This window comes from Plantactinospora sp. CNZ320 (assembly GCF_002846275.1).
In genome coordinates, this window is sequence record NZ_PJMP01000001.1 from 5,089,864 (window position 1) to 5,114,005 (window position 24,142).

The 24,142-nt window shown below is 72.3% G+C and carries 19 protein-coding genes; 13 read left to right on the forward strand and 6 right to left on the reverse strand.

The window, feature by feature from the left end:
- Positions 1-135: 135 nt before the first annotated feature.
- From CLT71_RS22635 to CLT71_RS22650, 4 genes are all read left to right on the forward strand, one after another.
- A complete protein-coding gene (locus CLT71_RS22635; RefSeq protein WP_101368869.1) occupies positions 136-1,482 on the forward strand; it encodes an ATP-binding protein in 1,347 nt (448 codons plus the stop codon).
- 70 nt (positions 1,483-1,552) lie between these two features.
- Complete coding sequence (locus CLT71_RS22640) at positions 1,553-2,452, forward strand: hydroxymethylglutaryl-CoA lyase (RefSeq protein ID WP_101371698.1); 900 nt, start codon at positions 1,553-1,555, stop codon at positions 2,450-2,452.
- A 220-nt stretch (positions 2,453-2,672) separates the two neighbouring features.
- The gene (locus CLT71_RS22645; RefSeq protein WP_486483396.1) at positions 2,673-4,238 is read left to right on the forward strand and encodes an alpha/beta hydrolase; all 1,566 of its coding nucleotides are present in this window, start codon (positions 2,673-2,675) and stop codon (positions 4,236-4,238) included.
- An 80-nt stretch (positions 4,239-4,318) separates the two neighbouring features.
- Positions 4,319-4,966, forward strand: a complete 648-nt coding sequence (locus tag CLT71_RS22650; protein WP_101368870.1) for an MBL fold metallo-hydrolase — start codon at positions 4,319-4,321, stop codon at positions 4,964-4,966.
- A gap of 107 nt (positions 4,967-5,073) precedes the next feature.
- Here the strand turns inward: CLT71_RS22650 and CLT71_RS22655 are convergent, their stop codons facing one another.
- The gene (locus tag CLT71_RS22655) at positions 5,074-5,649 is read right to left on the reverse strand and encodes a snapalysin family zinc-dependent metalloprotease (RefSeq protein WP_101368871.1); all 576 of its coding nucleotides are present in this window, start codon (positions 5,647-5,649) and stop codon (positions 5,074-5,076) included.
- Positions 5,650-5,855: 206 nt separating this feature from the next.
- Between CLT71_RS22655 and CLT71_RS22660 the strand changes: the two genes are divergently transcribed.
- Together CLT71_RS22660 and CLT71_RS22665 are read left to right on the forward strand one after the other, a co-directional pair.
- The gene (locus CLT71_RS22660; protein WP_101368872.1) at positions 5,856-7,388 is read left to right on the forward strand and encodes an acyl-CoA carboxylase subunit beta; all 1,533 of its coding nucleotides are present in this window, start codon (positions 5,856-5,858) and stop codon (positions 7,386-7,388) included.
- Between the two features lie 73 nt (positions 7,389-7,461).
- Complete coding sequence (locus CLT71_RS22665) at positions 7,462-8,610, forward strand: acyl-CoA dehydrogenase family protein (RefSeq protein WP_101371700.1); 1,149 nt, start codon at positions 7,462-7,464, stop codon at positions 8,608-8,610.
- 20 nt (positions 8,611-8,630) lie between these two features.
- Here CLT71_RS22665 and CLT71_RS22670 read toward each other — a convergent pair whose 3' ends face one another.
- Positions 8,631-9,182, reverse strand: coding sequence for a DUF1697 domain-containing protein (locus CLT71_RS22670; protein WP_101368873.1), 552 nt, complete (start codon positions 9,180-9,182; stop codon positions 8,631-8,633).
- Positions 9,183-9,288: 106 nt separating this feature from the next.
- Between CLT71_RS22670 and CLT71_RS22675 the strand changes: the two genes are divergently transcribed.
- Positions 9,289-10,041 carry a GNAT family N-acetyltransferase gene (locus tag CLT71_RS22675; RefSeq protein ID WP_101368874.1) on the forward strand — a complete coding sequence of 251 codons (753 nt, stop codon included), beginning with the start codon at positions 9,289-9,291 and terminating at the stop codon, positions 10,039-10,041.
- On the opposite strand, the gene CLT71_RS22680 is transcribed toward CLT71_RS22675, so the two are convergent.
- Together CLT71_RS22680 and CLT71_RS22685 are read right to left on the reverse strand one after the other, a co-directional pair.
- Entirely contained in the window at positions 10,038-11,291 is a 1,254-nt protein-coding gene (locus tag CLT71_RS22680) for a D-alanyl-D-alanine carboxypeptidase family protein (RefSeq protein WP_101368875.1), read from the reverse strand. The two genes, CLT71_RS22675 and CLT71_RS22680, sit on opposite strands and share 4 nt — an antisense overlap.
- A 54-nt stretch (positions 11,292-11,345) precedes the next feature.
- Positions 11,346-12,638: a multidrug effflux MFS transporter gene (locus CLT71_RS22685; protein ID WP_199187682.1), complete on the reverse strand. Its 1,293-nt coding sequence runs from the start codon at positions 12,636-12,638 to the stop codon at positions 11,346-11,348.
- 51 nt (positions 12,639-12,689) lie between these two features.
- Between CLT71_RS22685 and CLT71_RS22690 the strand changes: the two genes are divergently transcribed.
- From CLT71_RS22690 to CLT71_RS22700, 3 genes are all read left to right on the forward strand, one after another.
- Entirely contained in the window at positions 12,690-13,175 is a 486-nt protein-coding gene (locus tag CLT71_RS22690; RefSeq protein ID WP_199187683.1) for a MarR family transcriptional regulator, read from the forward strand.
- Positions 13,176-13,383: 208 nt separating this feature from the next.
- Complete coding sequence (locus CLT71_RS22695; protein WP_101368876.1) at positions 13,384-15,630, forward strand: MMPL family transporter; 2,247 nt, start codon at positions 13,384-13,386, stop codon at positions 15,628-15,630.
- Positions 15,631-15,749: 119 nt separating this feature from the next.
- The gene (locus tag CLT71_RS22700) at positions 15,750-18,398 is read left to right on the forward strand and encodes a helix-turn-helix domain-containing protein (protein WP_101368877.1); all 2,649 of its coding nucleotides are present in this window, start codon (positions 15,750-15,752) and stop codon (positions 18,396-18,398) included.
- 344 nt (positions 18,399-18,742) lie between these two features.
- On the opposite strand, the gene CLT71_RS22705 is transcribed toward CLT71_RS22700, so the two are convergent.
- Positions 18,743-19,186, reverse strand: coding sequence for a MarR family winged helix-turn-helix transcriptional regulator (locus CLT71_RS22705; protein WP_486483716.1), 444 nt, complete (start codon positions 19,184-19,186; stop codon positions 18,743-18,745).
- Positions 19,187-19,336: 150 nt separating this feature from the next.
- Between CLT71_RS22705 and CLT71_RS22710 the strand changes: the two genes are divergently transcribed.
- Together CLT71_RS22710 and CLT71_RS22715 are read left to right on the forward strand one after the other, a co-directional pair.
- Positions 19,337-19,921, forward strand: a complete 585-nt coding sequence (locus CLT71_RS22710) for a YceI family protein (protein WP_101368879.1) — start codon at positions 19,337-19,339, stop codon at positions 19,919-19,921.
- Positions 19,922-20,209: 288 nt separating this feature from the next.
- Positions 20,210-21,688, forward strand: a complete 1,479-nt coding sequence (locus CLT71_RS22715) for a glutamate-cysteine ligase family protein (RefSeq protein ID WP_101368880.1) — start codon at positions 20,210-20,212, stop codon at positions 21,686-21,688.
- 5 nt (positions 21,689-21,693) lie between these two features.
- Here the strand turns inward: CLT71_RS22715 and CLT71_RS37080 are convergent, their stop codons facing one another.
- Positions 21,694-23,226: a hypothetical protein gene (locus CLT71_RS37080; protein ID WP_101368881.1), complete on the reverse strand. Its 1,533-nt coding sequence runs from the start codon at positions 23,224-23,226 to the stop codon at positions 21,694-21,696.
- 183 nt (positions 23,227-23,409) lie between these two features.
- Between CLT71_RS37080 and CLT71_RS22725 the strand changes: the two genes are divergently transcribed.
- Positions 23,410-24,090, forward strand: a complete 681-nt coding sequence (locus CLT71_RS22725) for a PASTA domain-containing protein (protein ID WP_101368882.1) — start codon at positions 23,410-23,412, stop codon at positions 24,088-24,090.
- Positions 24,091-24,142 lie beyond the last annotated feature (52 nt).

The following is a 24,142-nucleotide window of genomic DNA, read 5'->3' on the forward strand; positions in this document are numbered from 1 at the left end:
GCGTGGCGCTCAGGTGCCGCGCCCGACCCCACGGCCCACCGGACCGACGGGGGAGGTCGACAGCGGGTGCATTGAGCCGGGTCGCGGACGGCCGTACGACGAGGTACGGCCGGGTCGAGTACTGGGAGGTAGCGCATGATCGAGTCTCTGCTCGTCGCGAACCGTGGTGAGATCGCCCGTCGGATCATCCGGACCGCCCGCCGGCTCGACGTGCGGACGATCGCGGTCCACTCGGAGGCGGATGCCGACCTGCCGTTCGTGCGCGAGGCCGACGAGGCGGTCTGCGTCGGGCCGGCGAACCCGGCGCAGAGCTACCGGAACACCGAGGCGATCCTCGCCGCCGCCAAGTCGACAGGCGCTCGGGCGATCCACCCCGGGTACGGCTTCCTGTCGGAGAACGCGGACTTCGCCCGTACCGTCGAGGCGAACGGCCTGGTCTGGGTCGGGCCCGGCGCCGACGCGATCGCGGCGATGGGCGACAAGATCAATGCCCGGAACCTGATGGCTGCCGCGGGCGTGCCGGTGGCGCCCGGCACCACCGACCCGGCCGGCACTGTCGAGGCGGCGCTCGCCGCCGCCGAGGAGATCGGCTTCCCGGTCATGGTGAAGGCCGCCGCCGGGGGCGGCGGGATGGGCATGGCCGTCGCCACCGACCCCGCCAGCCTGCGCACCGAGTACGACAGGGTGCGCGCCTTCGCCGAGCGGATGTTCGGGGACGGCTCGGTGCTGATCGAGCGGTACTTCCCCCGGGTGCGGCATGTCGAGGTGCAGATCCTCGGCCTGGCCGACGGGCGGGTGGTGGCGCTCGGCGAGCGGGAGTGCTCGGTGCAGCGGCGCAACCAGAAGCTGGTCGAGGAGTCGCCGTCCCCGGCCGTCTCGCCCGAGCTGCGGGAGCGGCTGCTGGCGGCGGCGGTCCGGGCCGGCGAGGCGGTCGGCTACCGCAACGCGGGCACCGTGGAGTGCCTGCTGGATCCGGCCACCGGGGAGTTCTTCTTCCTGGAGATGAACACCCGGCTCCAGGTGGAGCATCCGGTGACCGAGTTGGTCTACGGCGTCGACCTGGTGGAGGAGCAGCTGCGGGTGGCCGCCGGCCTGGCGCCGAACTTCGACCCGGGCGCGCTGGCCGCGCGCGGGCACGCCATCGAGCTGCGGGTCAACGCCGAGGACCCGAAGCGGTTCCTGCCCGGCCCGGGTGCGGTAACCGCGTGGACGGAGCCGACCGGCGAGGGGGTCCGGGTCGATTCCGGGTACGCCCTCGGCACCACCGTCACCCCGTTCTACGACTCACTGCTGGCGAAGCTGATCGTGTACGGGGCCGATCGGGCCGAGGCGATCGACCGGGCCCGTACGGCGGTGGCCGGGTTCGAGATCGCCGGACCGAAGTGCAACCTGCCGTTCTTCGCCGAGCTGTTCGACAACCCCGAGTTCCTCGGCGGCGACTACGACACCGGCATCGTCGGCCGGATGCGGGCGAAGAAGTGACCGGCCCGACGGAAGCCGACAGGCGGATGGAAGCCGGCAGACGGATGGGAGTCGACAGGTGAGTGCCGACCTGCCGAGCGCGGTCTCGATCCGGGAGGTCGGGCCGCGCGACGGGCTACAGAACGAGGAGCCGGTACCGACCGACGGGAAGGTACGCCTGCTGGACCTGCTCGGCCGCACCGGCGTACGCCGGATCGAGGCGGTCTCCTTCGTACACCCGAAGGCGATCCCGCAGATGGCCGACGCCAACGAGGTGTGGGAACGGGCGACGAAGGCACCGGAGGTGCGCTACTCGGCGCTGGTGCCGAACTCGAAGGGTGCCCAGCGGGCCCTGGCCGCCGGCTTCACCGAGATCGAGGTGGTGGTCTCGGCCAGCGACACCCACAACCGGCGCAACGTCAACCGCGCCACCGCCGAGTCGCTCGACGACATCGCCGGACTGATCGCACTGCTGCACGAGGCGGGGGCGACCGCCGAGGTGATCGTGGCGACCAGCTTCGGCTGCCCGTACGAGGGGGACGTCGACCCGGCCCGGGTGGCCGGCATCGTCGACCGGGTGGTGGCCGACGGGGCGGACCGGGTCGCCTTCGGTGACACCACCGGGATGGCGACACCGCGCCGGGTCCGGGAACTCGTCACCGCCGTCCGGAACCGGCAACCAGACATCCCGGTGCTGCTGCACTTCCACAACACCCGGGGTACCGCGCTGGCGAACCTGCTGACCGCGCTCGAACTCGGGATCACCGAGTACGACGCCAGCGTGGGCGGGCTCGGCGGCTGCCCGTACGCCCCGGGGGCGAGCGGGAACGTGGCCACCGAGGAGGTGGTGCACATGCTGCACGACATGGGCATCGAGACCGGTGTCGACCTGGACGCGCTGCTGGAGGCGGCTGCCTACGCGGAGCGGCTGGTCGGCCGGGAACTGCCCTCCGGGGTGCTCCGGGCCGGCCCGCGTACCCGACTGGTCTGAGCCGGACAGGGCGCGGTCGACCCGGCCGGCGGACGGGTAGGCGGCGCCCCGCCGAACCTCCCGGTGGCCCGGACGGGTAGGAGCGCCCCGCCGAGACCTCCCCGGCGGCCCGGACGCATTGCTAGGTTTACATCCGTCACATCGTGCGCCTCGGCGACGGGGCCTCGCGGCGGGCGCGGACGGTCAGGCCGCGTCGGTCGCCGCGACGGATGGAGGACTCGTGCGGACCGGAAAGTTCCTGTTCAGCACCGCCCTGGTCGTCACCACGCTCGCGTTGCCGGTCGCCGTCGCGGACGTCGCGGCGGCAACCCCGGCCACCGGTCGACCCGGCGCGATCGACTGGTCGCCGTGTCCGGAGGACGGGACCGCCCAGTGCGGCACGCTCAGGGTGCCGCTCGACTGGTCGCGTCCGAAGGGACCGACGATCGAACTGGCGTTGGCCCGGCGCCCGGCCACCGATCCGCGCCGCCGGATCGGCTCGATGCAGATCAACCCGGGCGGCCCCGGTGGCTCCGGCAGGTTGATGGCGATCTTCGGGGCGGACCGGTTCGGTGCGGAGATCCGCAGCCGCTTCGACATCGTCGGCATCGACCCGCGCGGCGTCGGCCTCAGCACCCCGATCCACTGTTCCCAGGAGCTGCTCGATCAGGAGCCGTCGTTCGCGATGCGCAGCCAGGCCGACTTCGACGCCCGGCTGGCCTTCAACGCCCGGTGGCGGGCGGACTGCCGGGCGCGCAGCGGCCCGATCGTCGACCATGCCGACATGTTCAGCGTGGTCCGCGACATGGATCACGTCCGGGAGGTGCTCGGCGACCGGCAGCTCACCTACTACGGCCTCTCCTACGGCTCGTTGAACGCCCAGCAGTACGCCGAACTCTTCCCCGACCGGGTACGCGCGATCGTCTCGGACAGCAGCCTGGACCACAGTCTCGGCACGGGCGGTTTCCTCGACGCCGGGGCGGCCAGCGCGCAGGACTCCTTCGACGAGTTCGTGAAGTGGAACGACCGTACGCCGACCAGCCCGCTGCACGGGCAGGATGTCCGGGCGTTCTGGCACCGGCTGCTCGACCGGGTTGCCCGCGGCGAGATCCCGTCCCCGTACTATCCGGACGTCACACTGCGCCCGGAGCTGCTGATCTGGTATTCCTTCAGCATCCTCTACGGGCCGGACTGGTCCTTCCTGGCGGACCTCCTCGTCGAACTCGATTCCGCGGGCCCGCGGCCGTGGCAACGGTCGGAACCGGAACCGCCGGTGGAGGTCGAGGCCCCGCAGGTCTCGATCTTCTGCAACGACTGGAGCCTGCCGGTGCGCGACTACCGGGAGTGGGCCGGATACCTGCGTCGGGCGGAACGGATCGCCCCGGACATGCGCTACGCGCCGCCCAACGTCGCCCTGGCCGCGGCCTGTCTCGGCTCGCCCGCCCGGATCGCCAACCCGCAACACCGGCTCCGGGTCCGTGGCAGCGCCACCCCGCTGCTGGTCGTGAACGCGGTGCACGACCCGATCACCGGTTACGACCAGGCGCTCGGGCTGGCCCGACAGCTCGGTCGGAACGGGGTCCTGCTCAGCTACGAGGGATGGGGACACGGCGTGTACGGCCGCAGCGAGTGCGCCGACGCCGCCATCGAGCGGTATCTCCTCGACCGTACGCTCCCGGCACGCGGAACGCGCTGCCCGGCCGTCGAGCCACCGGTCGAACCGTTGGCCACCCGTGCGTCGGTCCGGCTGCCGACGACGTTGGACGGTCCCTTCCCGTACCGGACGATGCCCTGGTCGACCGGTTAGCGACAAGCCACAGGGGGACGGGACGGCAGACTGGCGGCGTAACAGAGGTGAGCGCGGAGGAACCGGGATAGGCTCGGCGAATGCGGTTGATCAAGTACACCCATGCCTGCGTACGCCTGGAGGCGGACGGACGCTCGCTGGTGATCGATCCCGGCGTCTGGTCCGAGACCGAGGCGCTGGACTCGGTCGACCACGTGCTGGTCACGCACGAGCACCCCGACCACCTGGACATTGAGCGGATCAGCGCGGCGGTGGCCACCAATCCGGCGCTGCGGATCTACGCCCACGCCGACGTGACCGGGCAACTGGCCGACCTCGGCCCGGCGGTGGTGCCGGTCGCCTCCGGTGACGAGTTCGACGCGGGTGGGTTCCGGGTGCGGGCGGTCGGCCGGGACCACGCCGAGGTCTACCAGGGGCTGCCCGGAATCCCGAACCTCGGATTCGTGGTCGACGTCGGGACGACGGGTGGCGGGCTCTACCACCCCGGCGACGCCTTCTTCGTCCCGGATCTGCCGGTGGCGACGCTGCTGGTGCCGACAGGTGCGCCGTGGCTGAAGGTCTCCGAGTCGCTGGACTTCGTCCGGGCGGTCAAGCCCCGGCGGGCGTACTCGATCCACGACGCGGGGGTCAGCGAGCGCGGGGCGCCGGTCGTGGACCGCTGGTTCGAGCAGAAGGCCGAGACCGAGTACGCCCGGATCCCGCCCGGCCAGTCGGTCACCTTCGACTGACCGCGAGCGTGGCGGAGGGGACCGACTGACCGCGAGCGCGACGGGAGGGGCCGGCGGACCGCCAGCCCCTCCGCTGTGCGTCTGTGCGTCGTCGCCGCGTCGGCGGCTCAGCCGATCGGGGCGAGCATCGTCGCCGGCCAGCTGTCCCGGAAGACCTGGCTGTCGACGACGTCGGCCCGCTGCGGCCCGACCCGGGTACCGGCGAAGAGCTGGGTGACCCGGTTGGCCTCGGTGCTGCTCGGGTACGGGTTGGTGCAGCTCGTACCGGCACTGCCGCCCGACATCAGCAGCGCGCAGTTGCCGTTGTAGTTGTCCGGCAGCCCGAGGATGTGCCCGATCTCGTGCGTCATGATCCGCAACGGGCTGTACTGCTGCGCCTGGCGGGTGTCGATGTAGACCCGTCCGTTGCCCAGACTGGTCCGTACGGCGTACGAGCCGCCGCCGGTGATCTGGTAGATCCGCAGGTTGCTGCCGCAGTTGGCCGACAGCGTCAGGTTCGACGTGGCGTTGTTCCAGATCGAGGCGGCCTGGTTGGCGATGCTGACGTAGCTGGGCGCCTGGCTGGTGTTGTAGCAGATGGTCATGGCGGCCGACGCGGGCGTGGGGTTGGCGAGCGTAACGCCGAGGGTGGCACCCGTCGTCGCGACGAACGCGACAAGTAGCCGGCTGATCCGTGAGGTCATGGCTCACTCTCCGATCCGGTGGAACGTTGGGGGTGCCAGCAGCGTAGTTATAGACAAATATCTATTACAACATCCTGTCCGGGTACGTGGTCGTTCGCTATGACGGGTGGTGGAGTGGCCCGGACCGACCGGGATGCAGTAGCCTAACGATCGTTCAGGTCGTTGACGCGGGGCCACGGAGTCCCGCCGCGGGCGAGGGGGTCGGCGTGACACTCGACGGTGCGGCGCTGGAACAACTCGGCAAGCGCGTCCGGGCCGGCGGAGCGGAGAAATACCACTCAGCCAACGCGGCCAAGGGCAAGCTCTTCGCCCGGGAACGGATCGCGCTGCTGGTCGACGAGGGATCGTTCGTCGAGGACGGCCTCTACGCCAACGCGCTCGCCGACGGGCTCCCCGCCGACGGCGTGGTCACCGGCCAGGCCAGTATCGATGGCCGGCCCGTCTGCCTGATGGCCAACGACTCGACGGTCAAGGCCGGCAGTTGGGGCGCCCGTACGGTCGAGAAGATCATCCGGATCATCGAGCGGGCATACGCGAACGGCCAGCCAATGGTCTACCTGGTCGACTCGGCCGGCGCCCGGATCACCGACCAGGTGGACCTCTTCCCCGGCCGGCGCGGCGCCGGAAAGATCTTCTGGAACCAGGTGCGCGCCTCCGGCTCGATCCCGCAGGTCTGCGCGCTGTTCGGGCCGAGCGCGGCCGGCGGGGCGTACATCCCGGCGTTCTGCGACGTGGTGGCGATGGTGGACGGCAACGCCAGCATGTACCTCGGCTCCGACCGGATGGTCGAGATGGTCACCGGGGAGAAGACCACGCTGGAGGAGATGGGCGGGGCCCGGGTGCACTGCGCCGAGTCCGGCGTCGGGCACTTCCTCTGCAAGACCGAGACGGACGCGCTCGACGTGGTCCGCCGCTACCTGTCGTACCTGCCGGCGAACTGGACGCAGCAGCCGCCGGCCGCGACACCTGTCGCCGCCTCCGACAAGGTCGACCTGGCCGCGCTGGTGCCGGCGAGTGAGCGGCAGGCGTTCGACATGCGCCGGTACGTCAAGGGCCTGCTCGACGCCGACTCCTTCCTGGAGATCCAGGCGCTCTGGGCCAAGGAGCTGACGGTCGGCTTCGGCCGGCTCGACGGCCAGGTCGTCGGCGTGGTGGCCAACAACTCGATGTTCAAGGGCGGGGTGCTCTTCGTCGACTCGGCCGACAAGGCGACCCGGTTCGTGCAGCTCTGCGACGCGTTCAACGTGCCGCTGCTCTTCCTCTCCGACGTGCCCGGCTTCATGGTCGGTACGGCGGTGGAGAAGCAGGGCATCATCCGGCACGGCGCCAAGATGATCACGGCGATCAGCGAGGCGACCGTACCGAAGATCTGTGTCGTGGTCCGCAAGGCGTACGGTGCCGGCCTCTACGCGATGGCCGGTCCCGGCTTCGAGCCGGACGCGACGATCGCGCTGCCCACCGCGAAGATCGCGGTGATGGGCGCCGAGGCGGCGGTGAACGCCGTCTACGCGAACAAGATCGCCGCGATCGAGGACCCGGACGAGCGGGCGGCCTTCGTCGCGGAGCGACGCACCGCCTACGAGCAGGACATCGACATCGTCCGGCTGGCCAGCGAGCTGGTCGTGGACGCGATCGTCGAGCCGGCCGACCTGCGGGCCGAGCTGGTCCGGCGGTTCGCCGCCGCCCGAGGCAAGGACCGTAGTTTCTCCCGCCGCCGGCACGGCGTCACCCCCGTCTAGGGGCCCGTCCGCAGTCCCGCCCCGCCCGGCGCGCCACGAGCGTTCCCGGCGTACCGAACCGATGGAGGAACCCATGGACTTCCGGCTCAGCGAGGAGTACGAGGCGCTGCGATCGAGCGTGCGCTCCTTCGCCCGCGAGGTCATCGCGCCGGCCATCGCCGAACACTACGAGCGGCACACCTTCCCGTACGAGATCGTCGCGCAGATGGGCAAGATGGGCCTGTTCGGCCTGCCGTTCCCGGAGGAGCACGGCGGGATGGGCGGCGACTACTTCGCGCTCTGCCTCGCCCTGGAGGAGATCGCCCGGGTCGACTCCAGTGTGGCGATCACCCTGGAGGCGGCGGTCTCGCTCGGCGCGATGCCGATCTACCGGTTCGGCACCGACGAGCAGCGCGCCCGCTGGCTGCCGAAGCTGGTCACCGGCGAGGCGCTGGCCGGGTTCGGGCTGACCGAGCCGGGCTTCGGCTCCGACGCGGGCGGCACGGCGACCCGGGCGGTACTCGACGGCGACGAGTGGGTGATCAACGGCTCGAAGGCGTTCATCACCAACTCCGGTACCGACATCACCGCCCTGGTCACGGTCACCGCGGTCACCGGTACGAAGCCGGACGGCTCCAAGGAACTCTCCACAATCATCGTGCCCTCCGGTACCCCGGGCTTCACCGTCGCGCCGGGCTACTCCAAGGTCGGCTGGTGCGCCTCGGACACCCACGAGCTGACCTTCGACGACTGCCGGGTGCCGGCGGAGAACCTGCTCGGCCAGCGCGGCCGGGGCTTCGCCCAGTTCCTGCGGATCCTCGACGAGGGGCGGATCGCCATCGCGGCGCTCTCGGTCGGGCTCGCCCAGGGCTGCGTCGACGAGTCCGTCAGGTACGCGAAGGAGCGGCACGCCTTCGGCCAGCCGATCGGCAACTTCCAGGCCATCCAGTTCAAGATCGCTGACATGGAGCGCCGGGCGCACACCTCCCGGCTTGCCTACTACGACGCGGCGGCCCGGATGCTGGCCGGCGAGGACTTCAAGCGGCACGCGGCGATCGCCAAGCTGCACGCCAGCGAGTGCGCGGTGGACAACGCCCGGGAGGCGACCCAGATCCACGGCGGGTACGGCTTCATGAACGAGTTCGCGGTGGCCAGGTTCTGGCGGGACTCGAAGATCCTGGAGATCGGCGAGGGCACCTCCGAGGTGCAGCGGATGATCATCGCCCGCGACCTGGGCCTGTAGCCCGGACCGCCCTGGCCGGCTCAGTTGCCGGCGGTCAGGCCGGCCAGGGCCTTGACGGTCTTCCAGTTCCGGCTGGTCGAGACGACGGCGAGCCGCCTCTCCAGGTAGTTGTTGTCGCACTTGGTGCGGCCGTACCCGTCCGGGTAGTGCAGGTAGAGGTCCCGCCCGCTGTCGGCGAGGGTGAACTCGGCGGTGTCGCCCGCCGGCACGGCCAGCCCGGACACCCGGTCGGCCTTGGGCGGCTCGGCCAGGAACGCCACCAGCAGCTTGACATCCTCCGGCTGCCGGGACTCGTACGGGTTGGCGCCGACCAGCGCCGCCAGTTCCGGACCGGTCCGGACCACCACCGGCACGTCGAGGCGCAGCTGGTCGACGAGGGCCTGCCGGATCTCGCCGGCCAGCCGTACCGGATCGGCGCCGTTCCCCGCCCCGAAGACGAGGTTGCCGCTCTGCAGGTAGGTCTGCACGTCCTCGTACCCGAGGTCGGTGGCGATCCGGCGCAGGTCGGCCATGCCGATCCGGTTGCGAGAGCCGAGATTGACCCCCCGCAGGAGTGCGGCGTACCGGCCCATTCGGCCTCCTCTGGTCGATCCTGTCCGACGGCCAGCAGGGTACCCGGGCGGAGCCGGTGCCAGGGGCCGCGACCTGCCGGCGCAGGCCGTTGCGGATACTGCGCGGATGACGACGGAACCTGACGCCGGGCTGGCGGTCGCGGTCGGCGGGGACGACCCGGAGCTGTCCGGGCGGCTCAGCGCGGAGCTGAGCGCCTTCAACAACGCGGCGACCGGCGCCGACGACGAGGCCGACCTCTCGGTCCGGGTGACCGACGGGGCGGGCGAGCTGGTCGGCGGCCTGACCGGCTGGACCTGGGGCGGCTGCGGCGGCATCAGCATGGTCTGGGTCCGGGAGGACCACCGGCGGCGCGGCGTCGGCGGCCGGCTGCTGCGGGCCGCCGAGGAGGAGGCCCGGCGGCGCGGCTGCGACCGCATGATCGTCTCGTCGTTCGAGTTCCAGGCGCCGCCGTTCTACCGCCGGCACGGCTACGTCCAGGTCGGTCGCAGCGAGGGCTTCCCCGGCGGGTACGCCGACCTGCACTTCATCAAGCGCCTGGACGGCTCGGAACCCCGGTCGCGGATCCGGATCGTCGCGGTTCTCGACGTCCCCGAGGAGCACCTGGCCGCCTTCGCCCGCTACGAGGAGCGGGTACTGGCGCTGCTGGCCGAACACGGTGGCCGGCTGGAACAGCGGCTGCGTACCGGCGACGGCCGTACCGAGGTGCACCTGCTCTCGTTCGGCGGGCGGGACGGGTACCAGTCCTATCTGGACGATCCGCGCCGGGCGGCGTACCGGCAGGAGGAGCTGCCCGGCGTCGAGCTGGCCGGCCGGGTCCTGGAGGTCTCCGAGGTCGCCCCGCCGGCCCCGGCGGGTTAGCCGGATCCCGGGTCACCGCCCTGCTGTCGACGGGCGGCCCGGCGCCGCTGCCGGACCAGGAGCACCAGCAGGGTGCCGACCAGGATCACCGGGGCCACCGTGCCGAGCAGCCAGTCGGCCCGGAATCCCCGCTCGGGGCGGGTCGGGGTGGCGCCGGCGGCCGGTGACGAGATCTGGTTGCGGGTGTCCTGCCCGGCGGCGACGAGCTGGCCGACCGTCGCGTCGGCGGGCAGCCCGAATCCCCAGTCGAGCAGCGCGGCACCCTGCTCCCAGCCGCGCTGTGGCTGCGACTCCGCACCGAGCAGGGTGACCAGCAGGGTACGCCCGTTCCGCTCGGCCGCCCCGACGAAGCTGTGCCGGGCCAGGTCGGTGTAGCCGGTCTTGCCGCCGAGCGCGCCGGGATAGCGGTGCAGGAGCTGGTTGTCGTTCCAGATCGGATAGCCCTTGGTGTTGTTCGCCGCCTGCGCCGGCACCTGCGCCATCTTCGTGCCGGCGTACCGCCGGAAGTCGGGGTGCGCGAAGCAGGCGCGGGCGATAAGCGCCAGGTCGTAGGCGCTGGTGTACTGCCCGGGACCGTCCAGTCCGGACGGTGTGGCGGCGTGCGTCTGGTACGCGCCGAGCCGGGCCGCCTCGGCGTTCATCGCCGCGACCCCACCGGCCTGGCCACCGGTACCCCCGCCGAGCCGGGCCAGCACGTTCGCCGCGTCGTTGCCGGAGTTGAGCATCAGGCCGAGCCAGAGCGTCTCGACCGGGTACCGGCCGCCCCGGACCAGCCCCACCGCCGAACTGCCCGGCTCGAAGTCGAGATCCGACTCGGTCACCTCGACCACCCGGTGCGGGTCGAGGTGCGGCAGCACCGCCGCCACCAGCAGCAGCTTCTGCACGCTGGCCGGTACCCCGTACTCGTGCGGGCCGCAGCCGCCGAGCACCGCGCCGCTGGTCAGGTCGGCGACCAGCCACGAGGTGGCGGTGACCCGGGGCGGTTCGGCGACGCCGGACGGGGTGACCAGGCCGGCGGTGGCCAGTGCCGGACCGCCGACCGCAGCCTTCGCCGGGTCGAGGGGCGGTGGGGCGGGGCGGGTGGGCCGGGGCACCGGCGGGGTCGGGGCCGGGCAGGGCCGGGCCGGGGTACCCGCTCGGGCCTGGGTCGGAGTCCTCACCATCGCGGCTCCGGGTGCGCCGCCCGTCGTCAGCGACGGCAGCACCAGAAGGGCGCTGGCTACTCTGAGTGCGAGCAACCCTCGGGTCATACTCCGGAGAGTAGTCGTCGTCATCCGTACGGGTGGCAGGTTCGGATATCGGCCTCAGGCCGGGCGCTCCGGCATATCCGCCGCTCCGGGCGCCGTGCCGGGCCGGTGGCCCCGGGTGAGCAGCAGCGCGAGGCAGGCGACCGTGAGGCAGACCGTCATGCCCAGGAACAGTGCGACCGCGTTGTCCCGGCCGCCGAGCCCCATCAGCGGTGCCGCCACCGCCGCGAGTACGCCCTGGAGGGTGCCGAGCACCGCGGACCCGCTGCCGGCGGCCTTCGGTACCCGTTGGATCGCCAGCGACGTCGCGTTCCCCATGATCATGCCGAGCCCGACGAAGAAGAGCAGCAGTACGGCCGCGACCACCCGGTCGAGGCGCCCGGCCAGGGTGACGGCGAGCAGGCCGCCGGTGGTGGCCAGCATGACGGCCAGGCCGATCCGGAGCAGGAGTGCCGGTGAGGCGCCCCGGCCGACGACCCGGGCGTTGAGCGCGCTGCTCACGGCGGAGACCAGTGCACCGGCCGCGAAGGCGACGGCGGCCTGCCGGACGGAGAGCCCCAGCACGTGCTGGAGGAAGAAGGGCGAGGCGGCGATGTAGCAGAACAGGGCCGCGAACCCGAAGCCGAACGCGAAGATGTAGCCGAGGTAGATCCGGTCGGTGAGCAACGACCGCGCGGTGGCCAGGGTGGCGCGCAGCCCACCGGCGTGCCGGCGCTCCGGTGGCAGGCTCTCGGGCACGCCGACCAGCGCGACGAGCAGGGTGAGCAGCAGCCCGACGGCCAGGGTGACCCAGACCGCGCGCCAGCCGGCGGCGCTGGTCACCACGCCGCCGATCAGCGGTGCGGTGATCGGGGCGATGCCGGTGAGCGCCATCAGGATGCCGAACATCCGGGCGGCGGCCGGCCCCTGGGCGGTGTCGGAGATGACGGCCCGGCCGACCACCACCCCGGCCGCCGCGCTGAATCCCATCACGAACCGGAGCGCGGTGAGCGTCTCCAGGGTGGGCGCGAAGGCGCAGGCGGCGGCGGAGGTGGCGCAGACCGCCGTGCCGGCGAGGATCAGCAGGCGGCGGCCGTACCGGTCGGAGAGCGGGCCGAGCACGAGCTGACCGAGGGCCAGCCCGACCACGAACGCGGTGAGGGTGAGCTGGATCCCGGCGGGGTCGGTGCGGAACTCGTCGGCCATCCGGGGGAAGGCCGGCAGGTACATGTCGATGCCCATCGGCGGCACGAAGGCCAGCAGCACCAGGGCCGGGAGCAGCAGCCGGCGTTTCCTGCCGGGTGGCTCGCCGGTTGTCCCTGGCGGCGGGGGTGGGCTGGACTCGTCGGTCCTGGAGGGGGCGGAGGTCACGACGGCAAATTACTATACCTATATAACTATGTCTAGCGTTATTCTCGTGAAGTGAAACGAGTGACCATGGCGGACGAGGCGGTTCTCCGGCAGGCGAGGACACTCGTACCGGTTCTGTACCAACTGAGCCGGGTGATGCGGCTGCACGGGGTCGATGCGGCCGGGCTGGGCCAACTGCCCCCCTCCGAGCTGGAGGTGCTGCGGTACGTCGCCGACGCCCCCGGCGTCTCGGTGAGCACCCTCGCCCGTGACCTCGGCCTGCACGCCAGCAACGTGAGCGCGACGGTTCGCGCCCTGGTGGCCCGCAACCTGCTCCGCCGCGAACCCGACCCGAACGACAGACGGGCCGTACGGCTGCACGCCACGGTCGACGCGGCGCACGGCTCGGCCCGGATCGAGGACGCCTGGGCCCGGATCTTCGCCGACGCCATGGCCGAGATCAGCGACGAGCAGCGGGCCGAGCTGGCCGACGCCGCCCCGGCCCTCGGCGCACTCGCCGAACGCCTCCGGGCCCGCCGCGCCACCGGACGCGGCTGATCCCTTTCGAGGATCGACCTACGTCCCGACCACGCCCTCGACCGGGGCACGATCCCGCTCGACCCCGCCACGCCGGACGGCCGACCGGAGCCGACCCGACACACCGGACAGTCGATTCTGACCGGATAGCGGCTGACGGTCGACTGCTCTGGGTGTTTGCATGTGCGCCGAGGGCGACGAGCGGGCGTCGACTCAGGGGAGGTTCGGCATGTTCGCTGGGTACGGACGGTGGTTGTGGCGCTGGCGCTGGGCGGTACTTGTCGGCTGGCTGGGACTCGTCCTGGCCGGGGCGACCCTCGGCGGGCAGGTCTTCGACCGGCTGGTCGACACCGACAACCTGCGCCCCGACGCCGAGTCGCAGCGGGCCGACCGCCGGATCGGCGAACTCCTGCCCGAGGGTCCGACAGTGGTCGCGATCGTCCGCGACCGGGACCCGTACGACCCGGCGCTGGTGGCAAGCGTCAACCAGGTACGCGCCCAGGTCCAGGCCGTACCGGGGGTGCAGGAGGTCGAGGACCTCTACAACGCGGCAGGCGGCCGGATCGGCGCCGACAACCGCAGCACACTGGTCCGGGTCGAACTGGTCGACGGGCTGCCCACCGCCGAACGGGAGGTGGCCGAGGACTCGGTGGCCGCCCTGCTGCGCGGCATCGACGCCCCACAGGTGCTGGTCGGCGGCGAGGAGCTGGCCGAGCGGGCCTTCGCCGAGCAGGCGATCGACGACGCGGCCGTCGGTGAGTCGATCGCGCTCGGCGTACTCCTGGTGGCGCTGGTGGTGATCCTCGGCGGACTGCTGGCCGGGGTGCTTCCGCTGCTCGCCGCGCTCGCCGCCGTCGCGGTGACCCTGCTCGGCCTCTACGGCCTGACCGCGGTCACCGGGGTCGGCGAGTTCACCGTCAACGTGGTGACGCTGCTCGGCATCGGCCTGACCGTGGACTACGCGCTGCTGCTGATCGCCCGGTTCCGCGAGGAGCGCGCGCACCAGACGGATCCGGTTGGCCCCGTCGAGGCGCTGGCCCGGACGATGGACACTGCCGGCCGTACCGTGCTGATCTCCGGCCTGGCGGTCGCCGCAGCGATGGTCGGCCTCTACGCCTTCGCGGAGCCGTTGCTCGCCGCGATGGCGCTCGGCGGCGCGCTGGCGGTGGCCCTGGCCACGCTGGCCGGGCTGACCCTGCTGCCGGCGCTGGTCGCCGTCGCCCACCGGCACATCCCGGCCCCCGGTGCCCGGACCTGGGTCCGCCGGGCGCTGGCCGCCGCCGCCCGGCCGGCCCGCCGCGTCGTCCCGAACTGGGGTACGTCCGACGCCGGCCTGCTCGGCCGGCTTGCCGGGTACGCGCAGCGCAGGCCCGGCCCGGTGGCGTTCGGCGTCTCCGCCGGCCTGCTGCTGCTGGCCCTGCCCTTCCTGGCCGGCGCCAACCTGGCCAACTCCGACGCCCGGGCGCTGCCCCGGTCGATGGAGGCCCGACAGGTGCACGACGTGTTGCTGCGCGACTTCGAGGCCGGCCGGGCCGCCCCGGTGACCGTCGTCGTGGAGGCGGATCCGGCCAGTGCCGAGGTACGGGACCTGATGAACCAGCTCAACACCCTGCCGCAGGTGATCCGGATGCAGCCCCGCCCCGACGTGCCGGGCCGGGCGGTGATGATCGACCTGACCCCGCGCGGCGAGACCGGCGGCCCCGAGTCCCGGGAACTCGTCCGTGCGGTGCGCGCCCTGGAGCAGCCGCTGCCGCTGCTCGTCGGTGGGGCCGCCGCCGAGCTGGTCGACTACCGGTCGTCGGTCGCGCAACGGCTGCCGTACGCGGTGGGGGTGTTGTTGCTCGTCACCACCGTCCTGCTCTTCGTACTCACCGGCTCGCTGGTCATCCCGGTCAAGGCGCTGGTGATGAACGTGCTGACCCTGCTCGCCACCCTCGGGGTACTGGTGGTGGTCTTCCAGTGGGGTGTCGGGGCGGCCCTGCTCGGCGTGGAGTCCTGGGGGGCGATCGACCTGACCACCCCGGTACTGCTCTTCGTATTCGTCTTCGGACTGTCGATGGACTACGAGGTGTTCCTGCTGGCCCGAATCAGGGAGGAGTGGCGCCGCCGGTCCGGTCTGCGTACCCCGCAGGCCCGCCTCCGGGCCGGGGAGGCGGCGGTACTGGCCGGGATCACCCGGACCGGTCCGGTGGTGACCTCGGCGGCGGTCTGCATCACGATCGTCTTCCTGGGTTTCCTGCTCGGTGACCTGACCGCGGTCAAGGAGATCGGCTTCGGCATGGCGGTGGCCGTACTCCTCGACGTCACAGTCGTACGCGGACTGCTGATGCCGGCGGTGATGAGTCTGCTCGGCGAGTGGAACTGGTGGGCGCCGGCGCCGCTGCGCCGGTTGCACCAGCGGTTCTCCGGTGCCGGGAAGCGGTCTCCCGACGCCGGGTCACCGGCCGCTCCGGTACCGGTTCCCATCGAGCGGTGAGGGTTCGGTTACCGGCCGGAACCGGTCATCGGTGATCTGTCGGATATCTATGTCCTCTTCCGTCGGTAGCGCGACGTATCCCTGCCTAGGCGCTATCGAGCTGCGTACCCTTCCTGGCCATGACTCCGGATCATGGCACTGACCGGGTTCCGGGTGGCTTCGCCGAGTTGCTCCGCCGGCACCGGCTGGCGGCCGGGCTGACCCAGGCCGAACTCGCGGAACGGGCCGCCGTCGGGATCCGTACAGTCCGTGACCTCGAACGGGGCCGGGCCTCCCGTCCACAGCGGACCACAGTCGAGCTGCTCGCTGCCGCGCTCGGTCTGGCCAGCCAGGAGCGGGCCGACTTCGTCGCGCTGGCCCGGGGCCAGGCCGGTACGGCGGCGGAGCCGGGCGGCGTCCCGACCCCGCCGTCCCGGCACCGGGCGCCGCGCGGTTTCGGGCTGCCCGAGCCGGGTGAGCTGATCGGTCGGGACCGGGACGTGGCAGACCTGGCCGCGATGCTCACCGAACAACCCCGGTTGGCGCGCGGTGTGGTCAGCCTGGTCGGGCTCGCCGGAGTGGGAAAGACCGGGCTGGCCCTCAAGGTGGCCCGGGAGGTGGCCGACGAGTTTCCCGGCGGCACCAGCGGGATCGTGATGATCGAGGGGTCCACCGAGGGCGACGTCCTGTCCGTCGTCGCCACAGTCTTCGGCGTCGGCCGGGCCAGTGACCTCGCCGGCCGGTTCTCCGACGCGCCGTCGTTGCTGCTGGTGGACGCCGTCGAGCGGGCTCCCGGTGCGGCCGCCGAGGCGCTCGACCGGCTCGCCGAGATCGCGCCGACGCTGCGGGTGCTGACCACCGGACGGCATCCGGTGGGACTTCCCGGCGAGCGGGTCCGGCCGGTCACTCCGCTGGAGGTGCCGCCCGCCGACGTCCCGGCCGACCTCACGGTGGTGGCCGACTATCCGGCCGTCGCGCTGCTGCTGGCCCGGCTGCGCCAGATCGGCCGCGAGCCGCCGCAGCCGGACGAGGTGGTCGCGCTCGTCGAGCTGGTACGCCGGCTCGGCGGGCTGCCCCTGGCCATCGAACTCGCCGCCGCGCACGGCCGGGTGCTCAACCTCAACGAGCTGCTCGACCGGTACGGCAACCGCCTGCTCGACCTCGGCGCGCCGCCGGTGGGTCGGGAGGCGGCGGTGACCCTGCGGGACACGGTGGCGGCGAGCTACCGGCTGCTCGACGCCGACGAGCGGGCCGCGCTGCGCCGCCTCTCGGTGTTGCGCAACCGCTGGTCCGTCGAGCTGGCCGAGGCGATGCTCGCCCCCGATCCGCCCCCGGCCGGTGCCGGGACCGGCCCGGATGCACCGGGACCCGTCGACGGTGACGCTCCGGCCAGGGGTGCCGGCGCCGAGCGGCCCGACCCGGTCGATCCGGTACGTCTGTTGGACCGTCTGCTGGCGCACGGGCTGATCGGCTCGCGGGGTACCGGGCCGCTGCGGTTCCGGGTCCTGGACGTGGTGCGGGACTTCGCCGCCGAACGTGCCACCGCCAACGGTGAGACAGCCGCGATCCGTCGACGGCACGCCTCGGTCTTCGCCGCGCTTGCCGCCCGGGTCGCGCCGGACCTGGCCGGTGCCAGACTCGTCGAGGCGGTCGGCCGGCTCGACGAGGTCGCCGGTGACCTCTGGACCGCACTGGCGTACTCGGCGAACGACGATCCGCACACCGCGCTGCGACTGGCCGGGAACCTCGCCCGTTGGTGGCGTTACCGGGGGCGGGACGTGGCCGGCCGGCAGTGGCTGCGTCGGCTGCTCGACGATCCGCGCACCCCTGACGCCGACCCGGCGGACCGGGCCTGGGCGCAGGTCGGTGTGGCGCAACTCGCCCAGGAGCACGGTGCCGGGCCGCAGGAGCTGCCGGCCGCCGAGGAGGCGGTGGCGACGTTCCAGCGGTTGTCCGACATTCCGGGTGAGCTGGCGGCCCGGAACGTGCTCTGTGGACTGTGGACCGCGCTCGGCGGCCACGACGAGGCGCGACGGCACGGCGAGGCGGCGCTGGAGCTGGCCACCCGGGCCGGACGGATCCGGGACATGGCGGTGGCGCAGAACAACCTGACCTGGCACGAGATCAGGGTCGGCGACCTCGTCGCGGCGCGGCGACGCTTGGCGGCGGTGGACCGGCTCGCCGGGGAGTGCGGGGAGGAACGGCTCCGGGTGCTGGCCCGGGCCAACCTGGCGGAGGCGGCCCGCCTGGAGGGCCGGTACGCAGACGCGGTCCGGCACGGTCGGCAGGCGGTCGCCGCCCTGGGTGACCTCGGCGACCCCGGGCACCGTCGGCGCGTGCTCGGCACGGTCGGTCTGGCGCTCGCCCAGGACGGGCGGATCGACGAGGCGACGGCGGTACTCGCCGAGTTGCGCGCCCGCAAGTCGGTCGACGGTGCCGGCCCGGCGGAACTGGAGCCCGGACGTTCCGGTGCGGAGGAGGACGCTCCCCGCGACGACGGGATCTGCGCGTTGATCGAGGCGAGCCTGGCGATGTGGCGGGGTGACCGGGAGTGGGCGGCCGAGTGGTACGCGGCGGCCGTGCGGGCCTGCGAGGGTTCTCGTGACCTGCGGGACGTGGCCGAGGCGCTGGTCGGCCTGGTGGCGAGCACCGACGAGCCGGCGGCCCGGGCGGCGGCGCTGCGGCGTCTGGACCAGGTGTGCCGGGAGGGGGCAATCGTCCTGCTGCCCCGGGAGCGGGCACTTGTCGACGCGGCGGCCGTGGACCGGACGGAGGAGCCCGGGAGCTGACCGGGCGGCTTCGGGGTTACGTCACCTCAGGCCCGTGGCAGTGTTCACCTCAGGGCCGTGTGTTCACCTCAGGGCGTGTGTTCATCTCAGGGCCGTGGCGCGAGCGGGACAGCCCCCCGACAGAGCCCTTACTGATCCCCGCTCGCGCCACGTCCCAGAGCCCCCGGCTGCCTGAAGATTAACCAGCTCTCGGCGCCCGTTTTTTCTGCTTAACGGAAAACATGGCTATTTGCGGCTGAGTTCTGCCGGTCTTTCTGCCGGTGGTCGCCGGAGCGTGCCGCTCGTCCCGTCCTGGGGTGATAAGCAGGATCCGTGGTGGTTGCTGGCACTCCGTACCCCGGAGATCAACAGTCGCTTGTCGCTCCGGCGCCGAGGCTGCCGGCGGTGGCACCGGGATGCACCGCGTCCCGGACGATCCGCAGCGAGTCGAGCAGGCTCTCCAGCCTGGCGGGTTCGAGTTGTCCGACGAACCAGTCCTGGATCAGTTGGATGTGGCCGGGCAGCGTCTCCTCGAGTCGCGCCATGCCGGCCTCCGTCACCACCGCGTACGCGCTGCGCCGGTCGGACGGGCAGGCGCGGCGGCAGAGCAGCCCGTCCCGCTCCATCCGGTCGACGACCCGGGTCACGCCGCTGGTGGAGAGCGAGGTCTGCGCGGCGAGGTCGGTCATCCGGAGTTGCTGCTCGGGTGAGCGGGCCAGCCGCATCAGGACCTCGAACTCGACCGTCGACAGTCCGTGCTCCTCGAACTGCGCGGCAAACCTCGCGGCGAGCCCCGCGTACACCTCCATGACGAGGCCCACGGCGGTGATCCGGCCGTCGTCGTACAGGTTCTTGGTCACAGGGTCATCGTAGCAGTAATTGACACGGGGAATATTGCTGTGTCTATAGTTGCTTCGTCAGACATCGGTCACACAACCTATTCCTGGGGAGACATCACCATGACCAGCAGCGCCGAGTCCACCACCACCCGTACGTGGGAAGGACTGACGATCCCCACCGCCGGGACGTACCTGCTCGACCAGGCGCACAAGCGCGTCGGCTTCGTGGCCCGGCACATGATGGTGAGCAAGGTCCGCGGCCGGTTCCGTGAGGCGGAGGCGACCATCACCGTCGCCGAGAACCCGCTGGACTCCGCGGTGACCGCGACCATCCAGGCCGCCAGCATCGACACCGGCGCCGACGACCGCGACAACCACCTGCGCAGCGGCGACTTCCTGGAGACGGAGAAGTACCCGACCCTGGAGTTCCGCAGCACGGGGGTCAAGTCGCACAGCGGCAACGAGTTCGTGCTCACCGGTGACCTGACGATCAAGGGCGTCACCAAGCAGGTGGACCTGGAGGTCGAGTTCGAGGGCGCCGGCCGCAGCCCGTTCGGCCAGGACATCTTCGGCTTCACCGCGAGCACCGAGATCGACCGGGAGGACTTCGGGCTGACCTGGAACGTCGCGCTGGAGACCGGCGGCGTACTTGTCGGCAAGAAGATCAAGATCGAGATCGAGGGCGAGGCCATCCGCCAGGCCTGACCTTCGCCGGCCGACACGGTCAAGTCGGCACCAGGACGCCCCGGTCACCGATCTCATGGTGACCGGGGCGCCTCGCTGGGTAATGCTCCCGATGGAAAGAGCAGCTCGGTCGTGTGCGATCGTGGACACAGCGCCGCTCTCCGCTCGCCGGGTCGGCGGGTCACCGGGGTCGGCGGGCGCCGTGGCCCTGGTCACGCGCGCGTGGTGCTCCTACCGTAATGATTCCAACACGCCTTCCCGGGGCATCCCCCGGGACTGCGCGGACAGCACCGCACGGCGGGAGGGTCGATGGGCCAGGACGTGTCGGAGGTCCCCTTCACCAGGGAGGACCGGATCCGATACCGGCAGAAGGTACGCCGCTGTCTGGACGTCTTCGCGCTCATGCTGGACGACTTCGGCTTCGACGCCGATCGGCCGACCACCGGCCTGGAGATCGAACTGAACCTGGTGGACGCGAACGCCGAGCCGGCGATGCGCAACGCGGAGGTGCTGGACAACCTCGGGGACCCCAGCTTCCAGACCGAGCTCGGCCAGTTCAACCTGGAACTCAACGCCCGGCCCCGGTTGATCGAGGGCGCCGGCTTCGCCGACTACGAGCAGGACCTGCGGGCCAGCCTCGGCCGGGCGGAGGAACTGGCGGTCAAGTCCGACGCCAACATCATCCTGATCGGTATCCTCCCCACGCTCACCCCCCGGCACCTGGTCCGCGACAACCTCTCCAGCAACGAGCGTTACCAGGTGCTCAATGACCAGATCGTGGCCGCCCGGGGCGAGGACATCGAACTCGACATCCGGGGCGTCGAACGGTTGCAGACCCACACCGACTCGATCGTCTCCGAGGCCGCCTGCACCAGCCTCCAGTTCCACCTCCAGGTCGCGCCGGACAGCTTCGCCGACTACTGGAACGCCTCGCAGGCCATCGCCGGGGTGCAGGTCGCGCTCGGCGCCAACTCGCCGTTCCTGCACGGCCGGCAACTCTGGGCCGAGACCCGGGTCGCCCTCTTCGAGCAGGCCACCGACACCCGCCCGGACGAACTCAAGGCCCAGGGGGTACGCCCGCGGGTCTGGTTCGGCGAGCGGTGGATCACCTCGATCTTCGACCTCTTCGAGGAGAACGTCCGGTACTTCCCGCCGCTGCTGCCGATCTGCGACGACGAGGACCCGGTCGAGGTGCTCCACAACGGCGGCATCCCCCGGCTGCCCGAACTACGGCTGCACAACGGCACCGTCTACCGGTGGAACCGCCCGGTCTACGACATCATGAACGGCCGGCCGCACCTGCGGGTGGAGAACCGGGTACTCCCGGCCGGGCCGACCGTGGTCGACATGCTGGCCAACGCCGCCTTCTACTTCGGGCTCGCCCGTGACCTGGCCGAGGGCGAGCGGCCGCTCTGGAGCCAGCTGACGTTCAGCGCCGCCGAGGAGAACTTCCACGCCGCCGCCCGGCGGGGCATCGACGCCTCGGTCACCTGGCCCCGGCTCGGCGAGGTGAAGGTGACCGAGCTGGTACTCGACGTACTGCTGCCCAGGGCGGCAGCCGGACTGGACCGGTTCGGCGTCGGTGCCGACCACCGGGACCGGCTGCTCGGCATCATCGAGCAGCGCTGCCGTACCCGGCGCAACGGGGCAGTGTGGCAGGTCGAGGCGGTGCAGGCCGCCGAACGTGGCAGGGGGATGAACCGGTCCGAGGCGCTGCACCACATGCTGCACCGGTACGGCGAACTCCAGCGGACCGACCAGCCCGTGCACACCTGGCCGGTCGACTGACCCGGTCAGCGGGAGCGCCGACCGAACCTGCCCAGCCGGCCGCCCTTCGCACCGTCCTCGGTGACCGGCCCGGCGGGATTCTCCGCCCCGGCCGTTGCGTCGGTGCCATCCGCCGGTCGGTCGGCGACATCCTCCGGCCCGTCGGCGGTCGGGGCGGCTCCCGCTTCGGTACCGGCCCGGGTCGGGGCGGCGGGCGCCTCGGTACCGGCCCGGGTCGGGGCGGCGGGCGTCAGTGGTACCCCGGAAGTGGCGGCCCTGTCGGCGTCACGCCGCGCCCGGCGGCCCGGCTGGCCGGGCAGCCGACGACCGGCACCGCCCGGCGTACCGGTGCTCGGCGTACCGGCACCGCCCGGCGTACCGGTTTCGGAGTCGCCGGTGCCGTCGGTCCGCTGGTCCGAGGCGGCGGCTGCGGTAGCCGGGGCGCTCCGGTCCGCCTCGGTCGGGCGGGAGTCCGTGCCGGGCGGCGGCAACGCCGGGTCGGCGTCGGTGGCCGGTGCTGGTGCCTGCGGACCGGTCCCGGACGGGAGCGGTTCGGCGCCGGCATCGCCGGGATCCCCCTGCCGGGCAATCGTCTCCGCGCGCTGCGCCAGCGCCGCCACCAGCGCCGACCCGGCGAGACCGGCGACCACCGCGTACGGCGCCATCAGGTGTGCCGACACCTGCTCGGGACGGATGCCCACCAGCCGGGGCGCGGCGAGGAAGTAGGCGACCGCCACCAGCAGCGGCCCGCTGATCCCCGAGACGGCGGCACCGACCCGGGTCGCCGGCCGGCGGGCCGCCGAGCGGGCCGCGAGCGCACCGATCAGCAGCGCGGAACCGAGTGACAGGGCGGCACCGGGCCAGTAGAAGTACTCGCGGAACCAGAAGCGCTCGCCGTCGGAGGTCAACTGCCACACCCCGAGCTGCGCGGCGGAGAGCCCGCGCCCGGAGAGTACGCCGTCGACGACCGAGATCACCGCGAGCGCCCAGAGCCAGCAGACCGTACCGAGCACGTTGCTGGCGACGGCCGGTGACGAGATCGCCCAGATCGCCGCCACCAGTCCGAGCAGTACGCCGAGAACGGCGTAGCCGGCCGCGACGGTCTGCGGGGCGGAGGTGTCGACCCGCACCGCGGACCGGGCGGGTACCGCCACCAGCACCACGGTGACCAGTGCGCCGATCGCGCTGGAGACGGCGAGCACGGCCCGCCACAGCATGGTGGCCAGGGTCGGCGCCGGATCGCCCGCCCGCCCGGCCGAACGCTGGCCGCCTCCGCCGGAACGCTGGCCGCCCTCAACCGGACGCTGGCCGCTCCCGGTCGGACGTTGGCCGCTCCCGCCGAGGCGGTACGCACAGACCGCACCGGCCACGGTCGAGGTGGCGGCGATCCAGGCGGCCCAGGTGAGGCTGGCGACCCAGGCCGCCTCGCTGCTGCCGCCGGCCGCCGGCACCCAGGCGATGATGCCGAGCCCGTAGCCGAAGCCCAGTTGAGCGGCGCCGGCGCCGGCGGCCACGCCGACCGCCGTCGCGACGGATCCTCCCCAGCCTCGTGCGGCCATGCGGGGCAGCGTAGCGTCCATCCGATACCGGGGGCGAGTCGTCAAAGGGGAGCCGTCCCGACACGAACCGTGGCCGGTTGCGTTTCGAGGGCCGGGCCACCGATGCTGTCGGACACACACTTGGACCGGGCGGACGGAACAACGGCGTGGCTCACGTACGCCGGATGGTGAGGCAGGGTCGGCATGACGGATGAGGCTGTGACGGGGCACCCGGACCTGGGCGGTGATCCCTCGAACCGGACGGGTCTGTTCGCGGGCGCGGCGGTCGGGCTGGTCATCTGTGCCGTCGTCGGTGCCCTCGGCGGCTACCTGCTGGCCGGCGACGGCTCGGACCAGGAGGGGCCGTACGACGCCGGGGCGACCACCGCCCCGACGGTGCAGACCACGAGCAAGCCACCTCGGAGTACGCCGAGCCGGACCCCGAGCCACCGGCCGAGCAGCACCTCCCCGCCGATCGGACAGATGATCCTGCCCGATCTCGTCGGCGAGAACTTCCAGAAGGCCCGGGAGGAGTTGCGCGGTCTCGGTCTCGGCGTGCAGTTCGTCTTCGGCAGTGCGGGTGACGACCCCACCGTGGCCAGTACCAACCCGAAGGGCGGTACGGCGGTGAAGCGAGGCGTCACGGTACGGGTCACGGTGGTCGGTGCGGCCCCGGAGGTGGTGGTGCCGGCTCTCGTTGGGGAGTCCTGCAAGCAGGCGGCACGGCGGCTGGTCGACGACGGCCTCTATCCGAGCTATCCGACCGGCGAGCGGGGCGAGGTACGCAACCAGGAGCCGCCCGGCGGTACCGTGCTGCGCTGGAACGAGCGGGTTCGGCTGCACTGCTCCGACGGTCCCGCACCCGGCGGTACGCCGACGCCGTAACCCTGCGCGGCGGCGTCGAACGGGCAGACACGCCCGGACCCGCGACGATGGC

Coding starts and splice junctions, on each gene's coding strand:
- CLT71_RS22635 (WP_101368869.1), top strand. CDS start 136: ATGATCGAGTCTCTGCTCGTCGCGAACCGTGGTGAGATCGCCCGTCGG.
- CLT71_RS22650 (WP_101368870.1), top strand. CDS start 4,319: ATGCGGTTGATCAAGTACACCCATGCCTGCGTACGCCTGGAGGCGGAC.
- CLT71_RS22655 (WP_101368871.1), bottom strand. CDS start 5,649: ATGACCTCACGGATCAGCCGGCTACTTGTCGCGTTCGTCGCGACGACG.
- CLT71_RS22665 (WP_101371700.1), top strand. CDS start 7,462: ATGGACTTCCGGCTCAGCGAGGAGTACGAGGCGCTGCGATCGAGCGTG.
- CLT71_RS22670 (WP_101368873.1), bottom strand. CDS start 9,182: ATGGGCCGGTACGCCGCACTCCTGCGGGGGGTCAATCTCGGCTCTCGC.
- CLT71_RS22675 (WP_101368874.1), top strand. CDS start 9,289: ATGACGACGGAACCTGACGCCGGGCTGGCGGTCGCGGTCGGCGGGGAC.
- CLT71_RS22680 (WP_101368875.1), bottom strand. CDS start 11,291: ATGACCCGAGGGTTGCTCGCACTCAGAGTAGCCAGCGCCCTTCTGGTG.
- CLT71_RS22695 (WP_101368876.1), top strand. CDS start 13,384: ATGTTCGCTGGGTACGGACGGTGGTTGTGGCGCTGGCGCTGGGCGGTA.
- CLT71_RS22700 (WP_101368877.1), top strand. CDS start 15,750: ATGACTCCGGATCATGGCACTGACCGGGTTCCGGGTGGCTTCGCCGAG.
- CLT71_RS22705 (WP_486483716.1), bottom strand. CDS start 19,186: ATGGAGGTGTACGCGGGGCTCGCCGCGAGGTTTGCCGCGCAGTTCGAG.
- CLT71_RS22710 (WP_101368879.1), top strand. CDS start 19,337: ATGACCAGCAGCGCCGAGTCCACCACCACCCGTACGTGGGAAGGACTG.
- CLT71_RS22715 (WP_101368880.1), top strand. CDS start 20,210: ATGGGCCAGGACGTGTCGGAGGTCCCCTTCACCAGGGAGGACCGGATC.
- CLT71_RS37080 (WP_101368881.1), bottom strand. CDS start 23,226: ATGGCCGCACGAGGCTGGGGAGGATCCGTCGCGACGGCGGTCGGCGTG.
- CLT71_RS22725 (WP_101368882.1), top strand. CDS start 23,410: ATGACGGATGAGGCTGTGACGGGGCACCCGGACCTGGGCGGTGATCCC.